9 protein-coding genes are annotated in these 13476 nt (G+C 59.2%); 5 read left to right on the plus strand and 4 right to left on the minus strand.

All coding sequences use genetic code 11. The annotated features are described in order from the left end of the window. The first annotated feature begins 208 nt into the window (after positions 1 to 208). On the plus strand, positions 209 to 2728 hold the full coding sequence (locus F550_RS0105145) for an NAD-dependent epimerase/dehydratase family protein (RefSeq protein WP_018147459.1): 2520 nt from the start codon (positions 209 to 211) through the stop codon (positions 2726 to 2728). Between the two features lie 13 nt (positions 2729 to 2741). Here F550_RS0105145 and F550_RS0105150 read toward each other — a convergent pair whose 3' ends face one another. From F550_RS0105150 to F550_RS0105165, 4 genes are read right to left on the minus strand one after another with little or no spacing between them, the layout of a single operon-like run. After that, entirely contained in the window at positions 2742 to 3815 is a 1074-nt protein-coding gene (locus tag F550_RS0105150) for a serine hydrolase domain-containing protein (RefSeq protein ID WP_083910913.1), read from the minus strand. 48 nt (positions 3816 to 3863) lie between these two features. Further along, positions 3864 to 5216: an efflux transporter outer membrane subunit gene (locus F550_RS0105155; RefSeq protein WP_018147462.1), complete on the minus strand. Its 1353-nt coding sequence runs from the start codon at positions 5214 to 5216 to the stop codon at positions 3864 to 3866. A gap of 4 nt (positions 5217 to 5220) precedes the next feature. Continuing rightward, entirely contained in the window at positions 5221 to 7158 is a 1938-nt protein-coding gene (locus F550_RS0105160) for a MacB family efflux pump subunit (RefSeq protein WP_018147463.1), read from the minus strand. Positions 7159 to 7169: 11 nt separating this feature from the next. Next, complete coding sequence (locus F550_RS0105165) at positions 7170 to 8516, minus strand: efflux RND transporter periplasmic adaptor subunit (protein ID WP_018147464.1); 1347 nt, start codon at positions 8514 to 8516, stop codon at positions 7170 to 7172. 256 nt (positions 8517 to 8772) lie between these two features. Between F550_RS0105165 and F550_RS16920 the strand changes: the two genes are divergently transcribed. The 4 genes from F550_RS16920 (at position 8773) to F550_RS0105185 (ending at position 13475) form a co-directional block, all read left to right on the plus strand. Beyond that, a complete protein-coding gene (locus tag F550_RS16920; protein ID WP_018147465.1) occupies positions 8773 to 9579 on the plus strand; it encodes a glycosyltransferase in 807 nt (268 codons plus the stop codon). Continuing rightward, positions 9572 to 10453: a class I SAM-dependent methyltransferase gene (locus tag F550_RS0105175; RefSeq protein ID WP_018147466.1), complete on the plus strand. Its 882-nt coding sequence runs from the start codon at positions 9572 to 9574 to the stop codon at positions 10451 to 10453. Before F550_RS16920 ends, F550_RS0105175 begins: the two co-directional genes overlap by 8 nt. A 75-nt stretch (positions 10454 to 10528) precedes the next feature. Then, entirely contained in the window at positions 10529 to 12430 is a 1902-nt protein-coding gene (locus F550_RS0105180; protein ID WP_156807822.1) for a hypothetical protein, read from the plus strand. A gap of 73 nt (positions 12431 to 12503) precedes the next feature. Continuing rightward, a complete protein-coding gene (locus F550_RS0105185) occupies positions 12504 to 13475 on the plus strand; it encodes a lysylphosphatidylglycerol synthase transmembrane domain-containing protein (RefSeq protein WP_018147468.1) in 972 nt (323 codons plus the stop codon). Position 13476: the final 1 nt, after the last annotated feature.

The following is a 13476-nucleotide window of genomic DNA, read 5'->3' on the forward strand; positions in this document are numbered from 1 at the left end:
CCATTGGCAAATCAATGCCGCATCGGCGAATCAGTTCCGCGCGAGGGCCGGGGCAATAGGACAGGCAGGGGCTAGCCGGGATCAATCAGGCGCCGGCGCAGGCTTCCCAGGAAGCTTCCGCCGGAACAGTCCCCATACCGATGCGTTGGCCAAGAGCCATGGGCCAAACGCCTGAATGAGGAATAATTCGACACGGGGGTGACAATCATTGGCAGATAAAAATCAGGCCGAGCGCGGTACGGACGCGGCATCGGCGTCCCGGACCACAGACAGCAAACCCCTCATCTTGATTACTGGCGCCGCGGGCAATCTCGGAAGCGCGCTGGTCTCTGTCCTCAAGGACAAATACGAGATCGTCGGGTTGGACAGACCCGGAAAGGAGGCCGATTGCGAGTTGATCGGGTGCGACCTAACCTCCGATCAGTCCGTCCGCGAAGCCCTCGACAAGCTCGCAATGGAGCATGGGCAATCCCTTGCGGCCGTCATTCACCTCGCCGCCTATTTCGATTTCACGGGCCAGCCGCACCCACTCTACGACAAGCTGAATGTCGAGGGTACGCGCCGCCTCCTGGAAGCGCTTCAGGACTTCACCGTCGACCGCTTCATCTATTCCGGCACCATGCTGGTTCATCAGGCCGGTGACCCGGGCCAGCCGATTACCGAAGAAACCGAGCTCAATCCGAAATGGGCCTACCCGCAATCGAAGGCCGCCGCCGAAGGCGTCATTCGCGAGGCCCATGGCGCCATTCCCTATACGCTGCTCCATCTGGCTGGCGTCTATGATGAGACATTCGCTGTCCCGACGCTGTCTGAGCAAATCCGCAGGATCTATGAGCGCAATCCGCATGGCCATGCCTATGCCGGCTCACTCCAGGTGGGTCAGGCTTTCCTGCATCAGGAGGACATGGTCGAGGCCTTCCGCCGCACGGTAGAGCGGCGCAAGGAGCTGCCAGCTGAAAACGTTATCCTGATCGGCGAGACCGACACGATGAGCTATCAGGAGCTGCAGCAGGAGATCGCCCGCCTCATCCATGGCGAAGAGGACTGGCGGACCTTTTCGCTTCCAAAACCCGTCGCATCTGCAGGGGCCTGGACGGAATCCGTAACAGAACCTGTCGTTCCGGATGATATCGACCAGGGGGAAAAGCCCTTTATCCGGCCCTTTATGGTCGACATGGCTGACGACCATTACGAACTCAGTATCGAGCGCGCAAAGCGTCTGCTCGGCTGGGAGCCGAAACACAGCCTGCGCGAAACGCTGCCGGCCATGATCGAGGACCTGAAATCCGATCCACTTGCCTGGTATGAGCGTAATGGCATCACGCCCCCGCCATGGCTGACGGCCGCGGACGAAGAGGATCACGACCCCGAACAGGTACGCATCGAGGACGAGAACGAAACGCTCAGCCTGCACCGCAAATTTATCTGGACCCCCTTCCTGACGATCGCCATGGGGGCATGGCTCGCGAGCAGTCCGGCGATGATTGTCTACGATTCCGCGCCGCTCATCTGGAGTGATGTTTTCTCGGGTCTCGCCGTGATGGTCCTCGGCTTCCTGTCGCTCAGCTGGAAGCTTCGCCTCGCGCGCTGGGCAACCGCCGGTGTTGCAACGTGGATCATGTTCGCGCCGCTGGTCTTCTGGGCGCCCACGGGGGCGGTCTATCTCAACCAGACCCTAGCTGGCGCTCTGATCTTTGGTCTCGCCGTTCTGGCCAGGCCGACACCGGGCGTGCAGCCAGCCGCCGCCGCCACCGGCCCGACAATCCCCCCCGGATGGGACCAGTCGCCATCCAGCTGGTTCCAGCGCGTGCCGATCATCGCACTCGCCGTTATCGGCTTCCTCATCTCGCGCCATATGACCGCCTACCAGCTTGGGCATATCGACGCCGTCTGGGAGCCGTTTTTCTCAGGCACGCCCGGAAACGGCAAAAACGGGACAGAGGAAATCATCACCTCCAGTATCTCCGAAGCTTGGCCTGTGCCTGATGCTGGCGTCGGTGCCCTTACTTACATGCTGGAAATCCTGACGGGCATTGTCGGCTCGTCGCGGCGCTGGCGGACCATGCCGTGGCTTGTGCTGATCTTCGGCATCATGATCGTGCCGCTTGGCGTGGTTTCCATCACCTTCATCATTATCCAGCCCATCGTGATCGGCACCTGGTGCACGGTCTGCCTTATCGCGGCGTTGATGATGCTGCTTCAGATCCCTTACGCCGTCGACGAGTTGATTGCGACCTTCCAGTTCCTCATCCGCCGCAAGAAGAAGGGGCGCCCGGTTCTATGGGTCCTGTTCCGCGGCGATACCGATGACGGCCCTGATGAGCGCGTCGAGGACGACTTCATGCAACCGCCTGGCACGGTGATCCGTGAAATGGTCACTGGCGGCATGACGTTCTCCTACACGCTGCTGATCAGCGCTGCTCTCGGCGTCTGGCTCATGTTCACACGGTTGTCGCTAGGGACAGAAGGCGCGCTCGCCGATGCTGACCACCTTCTCGGCGCGCTTGTCATTACCGTCAGTGTCGCAGCTCTCGCCGAACCGATCCGCCCCGTGCGTCTTCTCAATCTCTGCCTCGGCGTCGCGGTCGCGCTGATGCCCTTCATCGTTGAGGCGACACTGCTTCAGATGGCCGTTGATGTCGTCGTCGGCCTCGCCATCGCAGCCCTCGCCATTCCACGCGGGAAGATCCGCCACAAATTCGGTGACTGGAGCCGCCACATGATCTGACCGAAGCGCTGGCTCAGCCGCCATCGACAGCGGCCGGGACGATCCCTTCCTCGAGAAGCTCGTGAAGTTCGCGGATATGGCTGCTGCCCCGCTCGCTGCCTGTGTCGGACGTTATGACGACCGTAAGGCCAAGGTCTGGCAGCACATAGATCATCTGGCCGCCATACCCCCAGGCATAGCGTACTGGGAAACCGCCCGCGTCGCTGATGAACCAGCCATAACCATATTGCTCACCGCTCCATGGCGAAACGGTCCGCGGCGTCCAGCTTTCCTCGATCCAGTCTTCCGAGAGGACACGCTGACCGTCAACGACGCCGCCGAGCCGATAGAGCTCTCCAAAGGCGGCCATATCCCGCGGGCTCATCGACATGTTGTTGCCGCCGAAATAGATGCCCTGCGGATCGGTTTGCCAGCTCGGGATGCTGATGCCGAGCGGTTCAGTGAGCCAATCCTCGGCGAGTTGATAGGTATCTCTGCCCGAAGCGCTGGTCAGCATGGCAGATAGCAGGTGCGTATTGCCCGTCGAATAGAGCATGCGTCCGCCCGGTTCATCGACGAAAGGCCGCGACAGGGCGTGGCGCACCCAATTATCGCTGACGACCCAGCGGCCATAGTTTGCGCCGGAGGTTCGCTCCAGACCGGATTGCATCGACAGGAGGTGACCAACGGTGACCTCTGACAGCATCGGGTCCGGGTCGGCGGGCGCATCAGCCTCGAGAACGGAGAGTACCGTTTGATCGACACCGGTCAGTACGCCTTTATGGATTGCGATCCCGACCAGCGCAGACATGACCGATTTGGAGGCCGACTTGATGTTTACGCCGCGGTCCAGAGGCGGGCCGCCATTGAACCGCTCCTCAACCAGAACCTCGCCATCACGCATGACAATCAAAGACCGCAATTGCGGCAGCCCCTCGGCTGCCTCCAGCGTCGCCTCGATGGTCTGTTCGTTGAGACCAGAGGTGTCTGGCGCCACCAAGGCTGACCGCTCGGAAACAGACGCTGGCTGTGCGTTTGATGTCGACGGCTCTGACGGTGCGCCGCACCCTGCGAAGATGACGATGGTTATCGCTGGCAAAATTCTCATGACACCGATGTAGAGCGCAGGCCTCGAGCTCCAATCGCGCAAGTGCGCCTAATACCGACCCCCTAGCGAGACATAGACATTGATCGCAGACGTCAGCCGGTCGAGGCGGACCTGAACCAGATTGCTCGATGCGTCGAAGTAAGTCTGCTGCGCATTGAGCAGGCTGGAAAGGTCATCTGAACCTGCCCGGTAGCGCAGCTCCGCCGCCTCAAGCGCATCGGCTGCCGCCGCTTCGGCAATCTCCAGCTGGGCCTCGCGCGTGGCATTGGTGTCTGAGGCCTGTAGGCTCACATCAACATCGCGAAGCGCGCTTAGTATGGACTGGCGATAGGCGGCAAGCTGCGCGTCGCGCCGTGCGAGCGAAGCTTCAAGCTGACCATCAAGACGCCCGCCCGAGAAAACGGTCTGCGCGAGACCAGCCGAAAGCGATCCCGTCAAGCTGGACCCGCCGGTTAGCAGCGCGCTGAGACCTGCGCCAAGGTCGACGGTCGGGAAGAAAGCTGCTCGCGCCACCACAATATTGGCATTAGCGCCGCGAAGGCTGGCTTCAGACTGTAGAAGGTCGGGCCGCCGAAGGAGAAGATCAGAGGGGAGCCCAGCTGGTATCTGCGGCAGGGCAACGTCCAGAATATCCTCTCCGGGCACCTCAAAGCCTTGCGGCACGCGGCCGGTCAGGATCGCAAGTGCGGTTTCAAAACCCGTGATCTGTGCCTCGATTTGTGGGATGCGGGCCCGTGCATTTGCAAGCTGGGCGCGCTGGGCCGACACATCGAAGCCGGAGATCGCGCCAGCCTCATAGCGCACCTCGACGATCTCGAAAATGCGTTCGGAAATATCGAGGTTCTGGCGCGCGACCGCCAGCTGGTCCCGCGCAGCAAGCAAGGAGAAGTAGTTGCTCGCCACATCGGCCTGTACGGTAAGTTCCAGTGCCCGCTGGTTGAACATGGCCGCGTCCAGATTTGCGAGGGCTGCTGCGCGATTTGCTGCGTTCGCGCCAAAGAGATCAAGCTGATAGGAGGCCGAAAGGCGCCCGCTGGCGTCTAAGTCGTCCAGACCCTGCCCTGCGGTGCTGCTGGAGGCCGACAACCCAGCGCTTGCCTGCGGCAGGAAGGCCGCATCGGCGACCTGCACCGCGGCGCGTGAGGCGCGGATATTGGCGATCCCCTGCGCCAGGGTCTGGTTTGCGGCAAGCGCGTCAGCCATCAGGGCTTCAAGCTCTGCGGTTTCGAAACTTTCCCACCAGGCCTCATCGGTCTTCGCCAGCGTCTCGACCTCTGCCGCGTAATCATAGGCGGCGGGCATCGCGATCGCAGCATCGCTGACGGGCGGTTGTGGAGCAAAGCTCGTTTGGCACGCAGAGAGCGCGATCAGGCTGGCCGAGATGAGGAATGAACGCAGCATTGGGTTACTCCGAAGCAAGCGCGGTGACAGGGTCGAGACGCGCAGCCTTGCGGGCCGGCAGGAGACCAAAAACAAGGCCGGTGCCGAGCGCCGAGGTGAAAGCGAGGATGGCGGGCATAGCAGTGACCGCGATGGTCATGCCGCTCTTTGCCAGGATGAAACAGATGCCAAGGCCGAAGAGGACGCCGGCGATCCCGCCGAGGCCCCCAACGACAAGTGCCTCGACGACAAACTGGATCATGATGTCGGATCGCCGTGCGCCGGTCGCCATGCGCACACCGATCTCTCGCGTCCGTTCCGAGACGCTGACCAGCATGATGTTCATGACGCCAATCCCGCCAACGAGGAGAGAGATGGAGGCGACAGATCCCAGCAGGATCGAGAAAGAGCTTTGCGCTTCCTGCATGGATTCCAGAAACGAGGCAGTGTTGCGCAGCTGGAAATCTTCAGTGCCGTGCCGCGCGAGTAGCAGTGCGCGTGCCGCCTCTTCGGTCCCGGCGATCCGGTCGGTATCGTCGACGGCCAGAGTGATCGAAGAAAGGTAGGACTGGCCAAAGAGGCGCATCATGCCGGTAGTAATCGGCACAAGCGCGACATCGTCCTGATCCTGTCCCCATGCGGTCGCGCCCCTCTCTTCAAGCACACCTGAGACCTCAAACGGTGCACCGCCCAGAAAAACATACTGGCCAACCGCGCTTTGAACGTCCTCAAAGAGGTTGCCGGCGGTCGTCGTGCCAAGAACGACAACGCCAATGCGCCGGTCCATATCATCCTCTGTGAAGAACGTGCCGTACTTCATGCCTCTGTTCTGGACGATGGGCCAATCCTCCGACACGCCCTCGATCTGGCTGCGCGCGTCATTCGATCCAACGCGCAGCGTGGCATTGCTGGACCGCGAAGGGACGGCGGCGATGATATTATCCAGCTCTCCTAATGCATCGGCATCCTGAAGGGTCAGGGTTGCGATGGCGTCGCCGCGCTGGCGCTGGTCCGGCGCGCCTGGCCGAGCGAAGAGAAGGTTCGGGCCAAGCGATTCAAATCGGGCCATGACGTCCTGCTGGCTCCCCTGCCCGATCGCCAGCATGGCCACCACGGCAGAGACACCGATGACGACCCCCAACAAGGTCAGCGCCGTGCGAAACAAATTCGCGCGTAGCGACCGGAATGCCATTTTTACTGCTTCGAAGACCTGCCCAATCGGCGACGGGCCCTTGCGCGTATAGCGATAAGGCTCACGGGTCTCCTGATGGCCCTGCTGATCCCCGCTATCTGAAACAATACGCCCATCCTCGATCGTCACGACCCGTTTCGCACGTGCTGCGACCTTTTCATCGTGGGTAATGAGAATGATGGTCCGCCCGCTCTCATGCAGGCCTTCCAGCAACGTCAGCAGCTCTGCACTCGACCCTGAATCGAGCGCGCCGGTCGGCTCATCGGCGAGAATGACCTCGGCATCGTTCACAAGGGCGCGGGCAACCGCAACGCGCTGTTGCTGGCCCCCGGACAGCTCGCCGGGCTTGTGGCCTGTCCGGTCACCGAGACCGAGGCGGGCAAGCAGCTCCTTTGCCCTGGTCCGGCGCTCTTCCTGGCCGAGGCCGGCATAGACAGCCGGGATCTCGACATTCTCGGAGGCCGTCACACTGGCGAGCAGATTATATCGCTGGAAGATGAAGCCGAACGTCTCGCGCCTCAGCGCCGCGAGCTCGTCCGCATCGAGCCGTAAAATGGACTCTCCACGCACCGTGTATGTACCGTCCGTGGGCCGGTCCAGACAGCCCAGAATGTTCATCAATGTCGACTTGCCGGAGCCCGATTGACCGACAATGGCAACGAACTCGCCCTGATTGATCGTCAGGGAAACACCGTCAAGCGCACGGACTTCCGTATCGCCCGCACCATAATATCGGCGAACATTTTCGAGCTGAATCAAGGAATTTGACATCTGGCCTGCCCCTATCCGCGCATGAAGCGGGGACCGCCGCCACGCCGGCCGCCACGCTCATTCCCGGCCGGCCGCTGTATGGAGACACCGCCCGTAATAACGGTCTCGCCCGGGTCGATGCCATAAATGATTTCAGCCATAGTGCGCGTCTTCAACCCGACAATAACCCGCCGCGGCTGCGGCGTGCCATCGCCCGCAATGACGAGAACCGTGGCTGTTTCAGCTTCCGGATTTGCGTCACGCGCGCGCCGAAAGTCTTCCCGGTGCTGCGAACCGGGTCCAGCTTCACCATCAGGCGATGCTGCATCGGCCTGCATGAAGCCGCGGCGTCGGCCATCATTGCTCGCGACAGGCTGGCCGCCGCCCTGTCCTTGCGGGCGCTCTGTGCGCGCAGGGCGCGACTGGAGGGCCGTCACGGGGACGAGAACCGCATTGGATGCGCGACCCGTGACGAAGAAAACCTGCGCCGTCATCTGGGGCTTAAGCCGGCCTTGCGGATTTTCAACGTCGACCAGCGCCTTGTAGAGCACGACATCATTGAGAACCTCAGGGGTCGGCAAGACCTGCCGCACGGTCGTGTCCCAGCGCCGGGTCGCATCGCCAAGCGTCGTGAAGTAAGCCTCCTGGCCTTCATCGATCCGCAGCACGTCTGCCTCGGACACATCGGTCTCGACCGTCATGACGCCAAGGTCCGCGATGGTCAGGATGATCGGCGCGGTCTGATTGGCGTTGAGCGTCTGGCCCTCAACAGCGGCCGACGACACGACCGTGCCGGAAATCGGCGCATAGATGCGGGTGAATTCGAGATTGGCGAGTTCTGACTGCAGGGATGATGACTGACGCTGGATCTGGGCCTCGATTGCCTCAAGGCGGCCCTGCGCAATTGTCAGCTCAGCCTGAGCGCTTTCAAACTCGGCGCGGGCTATGGCATCAGCCTTGTAGAGCATCTCGGCGCGGTCTGCGTCGGCGCGCGCAAGTTCAAGGGTTGCCTGCTGCTGTTTACGGCTCGCCTGAAGTTCGGATAGCTGCGCGCGATTGGCCTCGACACTGGTCTGGGCAAGTGTCGGATCGATCCGGGCAAGAAGATCGCCCTTCTCGACCTCATCCCCGATCTCGACGAGAAGTTCCTGAAGCTGGCCGGACACCTGCGCGCCAACATCGACGGACACTTTCGGCGTGATCTTGCCCGCCGCAGATATGGTCACCTCGATATCGCCGCGGGTCGCCTGCGCGGTCTGATAGTCCGGCGTTTCGGCGCCCGACAGCACAGTGGCCTTGAGGCCGAACCACCCCGCCGCGGCCAGAACGAATATCGCGAGAACGAGCACCAAGCGCGACTTTAAGAGGCGTGATATCATGAGCTTGCAGGCTTTCTATTGGCGTTACCTGAAAGCTTAGACGCCCCGCCCGGCGCAATCCGTCGGCCAAGGCTGCTGTTTTCTTCGGATATCGATCAGAGCTCCGACGGGTCCCTCGAGCCAGTTGGAATCAATTGATTGCACCGGCCTCACCAAACCTTTCGAAGCTGTAATTCCTAGGAGAGGTGCCTTTTCAATCATGCCAAAGCCGCATAACAACTGGCGGTTCACATGAATGGGCGAGAGAGTTGCGGCTATGCAGGCTGATCAATCTTACGATAGCGAGCTGAAAACCGACCCGAAGATTTCGCTCATTGTTCCTGTGTATAATGAGCAGGACAATATTATTAATCTGTTCAACGAAATTAAGCGAACGATTACAGAGCCCTATTTCGCTTACATCATCTACGACTCGGACGATGATACGACCCTTGTCCACCGCGAATTCCTGGAAGCCCAACATTCCTCCATCAAGTTCGTAAAGAACACCGGCACCGGCGTGGTTTCGGCCTTCAAGACGGGATTCGAGGTCGCGAGAACCGACTATATCGTGCCAATCATGTGCGATCTCTCGGACATGCCCGAAACGGTCAATGCGCTCTATTCAAAGATTCAGGAAGGCTATGACCTCGTCGTCGCGTCGCGTTATGCGCCAGGCGGGGCAAAGATCGGGGGGCCGAAAATCAAGCTCGCCCTGTCGCGTCTTGCGAACGGGTCTTTGCATCGGCTCTCCGGCATCCCCACGCACGACATGACGAACGCGTTCATCATCTACAAACGCGAAGTGCTGGATGACATTCATATCGAGTCGACCGGCGGGTTCGAGATCACGCTGGAGCTGATCGCGAAGGCCTACATCCTCGGCTATAATATTTCAGAAGTTCCCACCATCAACCGCGATCGGGCCGCAGGTAATTCAAAGTTCAAGATGCTTTCCTGGATGGGGAATTACCTGAAATGGTACGTCTACATATTGCGCTTCTCGCTGCTGAAACGTCTCGGCCAGCCCTACCAGCAAAATCTCAGCAAGAAAGACAGCAAAGCGAAATGGCACAATGATTGAGATCAAGCAGTGCCCGGTTTGTCAGGGTCGGGACATCGTCGAAAAATACCCCGCGACATTCTCGGGAACGCCATCTGACGCCGTGCCGTTTTTTCTGACCAATCGTGAACGAGCCGTCCGAGGCCGGATCGCAGAATGCAAGGATTGCGGGTTCATTTTCACCTCTCCGCAATTCACATCTGAGGAATACGATTTCATCTACAGCCAGGTCGCGAGCTCGTGGTCCAAGGACGAAAGTCAGACAACCTCGGAACATGCCCGTTTTGCAGGCCTTGCAAAGGCGCTGCGACGGCATGCGAGCGGCGGCCGCCTTCTGGATTTTGGCTGCGGGTCTGGCGCGTTCCTCGAACAGATCCCCGAATTTGATGCCATCGGTTTTGAGGTCGACTCTGAAAAGTCAGCCTGGGACGGCAAAGTGTTCCGGGGTGCGGTGGACGATGCCCGCGAGCAGTCATCTGAATTTGCCGACGGATCATTCGATATCATTACGGCCTGGGACGTGCTCGAACACCTTCCAAAGCTCGATCAGTCACTCGATCAGATCTACGCGCTGCTGAAGCCAGGCGGCCTGTTTGTCTTCACCGTTCCAAATGTTGGAAGTGCGGCCGCCAAACTTACGGGGCGTTTCTGGAACTCTTATCTGCTCGAGCACATCTGGTATTTCCGGCCCGATACGATCGATCGCATCCTGACCCGAAGAGGCTTCGTCAAGGAATCGATCAAGGGAATACCTTTTCCGGCAGATCTCAATCTCGTTGCACGCCGCATCCGGCAGACGCTTCAGATGCCAGCACCGGCAAAGCCCAATAAGGGGTCTACAGTGCTTCCTCTCCCCATAGGCCTGATGATTGGCGTTTTCCGTAAACCGCGCTAGAGCGCGATAGAAACCAGCTATGAATGGGCTGAGCCCACTTTGGTGACGGACCTATCTAAATCTCGGGAAACAAAGATGAATACGTCAACCCGGCCATCAAGCCGTGTAAATGAATTTGCTTCCAATCTCCGGTCGAGAAATGGGCGTCGCGAGATTTTGGGTGCCTGGCACGGGTCTAAACATACCACCCTTGTCGCGCCTTTCTTCCTGATCTGTTTACCACTGGTGTGGTTCGGAATCGCGTCCAACGGCAACTGGTTTTTCGATCAGGGGGGCGCCGACAACTGGCAGTCGCTCAGATATTTTCTCGGGTTTGACGTCGCCGACGATGGACGGCTGCAGTATCTATCCTCGGATTACAAAGGGTCACGGATCGGTTGGCATTCCCTGGGGTGGCTGTGCTTCAAGCTATTTTCCTATGAGTACGGTCAGATTGTGCTGACCAGCACGATACTCATTGCAAACCTTGTTGTTTTCTACCTCATCGCCAAACAGCTGTTGACGCGCAGAATTGCGCTTATTTTGCTGGCTTTGGCCGCGTGCTACCCGGGTCTACATGGCAACAATCTTGCTGCGACTTTCTGGAATTATCACGCGGGCTTTGCCAACGCGTTTTTTCTTCTGAGCACGCTCTGCCTGCTGCGCATCGGGAAACAGTTTCATTGGGTTTGGGCATTTGTCGGCGGCGCGGCCGCAGTGGTCGCATTGAGCACCACCTTCGCGCTTGCCGCTCTGCTTCCGGCCAGTCTGATCGTGCTTGCCTACGCGTTCTTTACCAACCGGCAGATCCCCATATTGCGTCTGGCGATTTTCGGCCTTGCCGGAGCTGCAGCTGGATTGGCGGTGCTTGCGCTTCTGAGCGTGGCTTTTGGCGGGCCCCTGAACTTCATGGAGCCGCAGCTCAACTTCGTCATGAGGGCGCTGGACGATAATCCATGGACGGTTGCGTTCGACGACTGGTTCTCTATCGCCGGCTGGATCGGCTTCGTTCTTGCGGCAACCGCGATTGCAATGATCATGTTGATTGTGGTCGTGGTCTGGGGACTGACCAGTGGCCGGCAATTTTCGGAGACTAACAGAAAGACTGTCCTGGTCTCGGCCTGGTACCTGATTTCGCTAGCTGGCTTCGTCTATTTTGAAAGTACTGGCCAGAATGTCCTTCAGGTCGATTACATCAGCTACCATTTGATATGGCCCGCCTTTATAGTTGCGGGACTGCCCATGTTCCAGGTCGAGCATCGTCTCAGCGATCGCCTGGTATCTTTACTGGCGATAGCGCTGCAGCTTGTATTCCTGGTTACCATGTACCTGGTGTCGGTCCACGACAGGTATGAACTTCAAGGCGTTATCAGAGACTTCTCGCCCTTTCCTGCCGTTTTCAAACTGGCTGTAACTATCGCCGTTATTACAACCGCTCTACTGCTTCTGGCCGGAGCAATACGCCAGCGGGCATTGGCGGGACTGCTCGTCACGGGCGGGGTCATGTTCGCGGCGCTCGCTGGCTACCCGGGTAGCTACCAGTACAGCCGTTCCACCATGGCCTGTAACAACTCCAAGGAAGAATTCGTCGCGATCGCCGAAATGTCGATTCCACTCCTGAAGCTTGATGTTAGCAGCGTTAGTCTCGTCTGGTCCCCGGTAGAGCCGGCGCTGATATCACCGCGCCCGAGCTGCTCGGTGGCACCAAATTACCGTCTCACCAACAGCCTGGGACATACTGGGGCCGCCAGTGTCTATCCCGCAATAACAACGGCCAGTCCGAGCGAGATCGACTTCGATCTTCTCTGGAACAGAGACGTGAATCGCTTTGTGCTTCTGGCAAGAAATGAAGTCATCATTGAAAGTCTGCGGAAGATCATAGCCGCCGCTGGAGAACGCTCCCCGCCCGTCTCTTTCAACTTGATTGAGACCCACTCATTCGACACCGGTCCAGACGGCAGCTTAAACATGATCATTTTGGAAATAGAGCACCCCTAGGCGCCACACATGATTTTCAATGCGGCCGGAAACATCGGCAAGGCCGCACGTCTGAAACAAGAGCGTAAATTGAATGAACAAAACCCTGTCAGTCCTCGTAAAGGTGTTCATCAGCCTCATAGCGCTGTACCTTCTGCTGAACCTGATTGATGTTCGCGGACTGATGGCGGCTATTACCTCCATCAGCATGTCGGCATTGGTGATCGCCCTGTCGCTCTTCCTTGCTCAGCTATCCCTCCTGTCGCTGCGCCTGTCGCTGGTGACCAACTTTGATGGAAATGGCATCGGCCTGATGAGGGCGGCGTATATCACGCTTATCGGGAACGCCGCCAATCAGGTCATGCCCTCAGCGGTGGGAGGAGATGCCATCAAGCTGTTGGCACTTTCACGGCTCGGCGTCGCCGTCAGAGTTGCGGCGCAGAAGGTCGCTATCGACAGGATAGCCGGTCTCATTTCACTCGCCGGTACAGTGTTGCTGACATTCCCTTTTGCGCTTGGGTCCTTGCCAGAAGATCTCCCCGTCGGGCCGATCCTTCTCGCGGTAGGCTTGCTCATTGCGGGCGTGGTCGCCGGGGTTGGCGTGACTTTCATCATTTCCAGGCGTCCGCAGGCCCTTCGCTCAGGGCTGATCTCGAAACTACTGGATGTGGTTCAGATGATATGGACAGGGATCCGTACCCTCCTGAAACGCCCACCGATCGCCGCAGCGATTATTGCCATCGGCTGCCTTCAGTGCACGCTCTATTCCCTGATGTTCTTTGTCCTGGCGCGCGGCGTTGGAATTGAAGTGGATGTTCTTTTCATTCTTTTCATCCTTCCCGTCGCGTTCATTTTTACGATGGTCCCGATTTCGATTGCTGGTTGGGGGATCCGCGAATCCGTTCTTGCCGCAGCGCTAACCCTCGTTGGCGTTGCTCCGTCTGACACAGTAGCGGCATCGCTGATTTTCGGATGTATCCCGCTATTGTACGGCTTGCTTTCGCTTCCGCTGGTCATCTCGGAAGCGCGCAGGCTACCTGAGCCGCCGCCTGAGATGTCCGAATAAT

This window comes from Henriciella marina DSM 19595 (assembly GCF_000376805.1).
Lineage (GTDB): Bacteria > Pseudomonadota > Alphaproteobacteria > Caulobacterales > Hyphomonadaceae > Henriciella > Henriciella marina.

Coding starts and splice junctions, on each gene's coding strand:
- F550_RS0105155 (WP_018147462.1), bottom strand. CDS start 5,216: ATGCTGCGTTCATTCCTCATCTCGGCCAGCCTGATCGCGCTCTCTGCG.
- F550_RS0105175 (WP_018147466.1), top strand. CDS start 9,572: ATGATTGAGATCAAGCAGTGCCCGGTTTGTCAGGGTCGGGACATCGTC.
- F550_RS0105180 (WP_156807822.1), top strand. CDS start 10,529: ATGAATACGTCAACCCGGCCATCAAGCCGTGTAAATGAATTTGCTTCC.
- F550_RS0105150 (WP_083910913.1), bottom strand. CDS start 3,815: ATGAGAATTTTGCCAGCGATAACCATCGTCATCTTCGCAGGGTGCGGC.
- F550_RS0105185 (WP_018147468.1), top strand. CDS start 12,504: ATGAACAAAACCCTGTCAGTCCTCGTAAAGGTGTTCATCAGCCTCATA.
- F550_RS16920 (WP_018147465.1), top strand. CDS start 8,773: ATGCAGGCTGATCAATCTTACGATAGCGAGCTGAAAACCGACCCGAAG.
- F550_RS0105160 (WP_018147463.1), bottom strand. CDS start 7,158: ATGTCAAATTCCTTGATTCAGCTCGAAAATGTTCGCCGATATTATGGT.
- F550_RS0105165 (WP_018147464.1), bottom strand. CDS start 8,516: ATGATATCACGCCTCTTAAAGTCGCGCTTGGTGCTCGTTCTCGCGATA.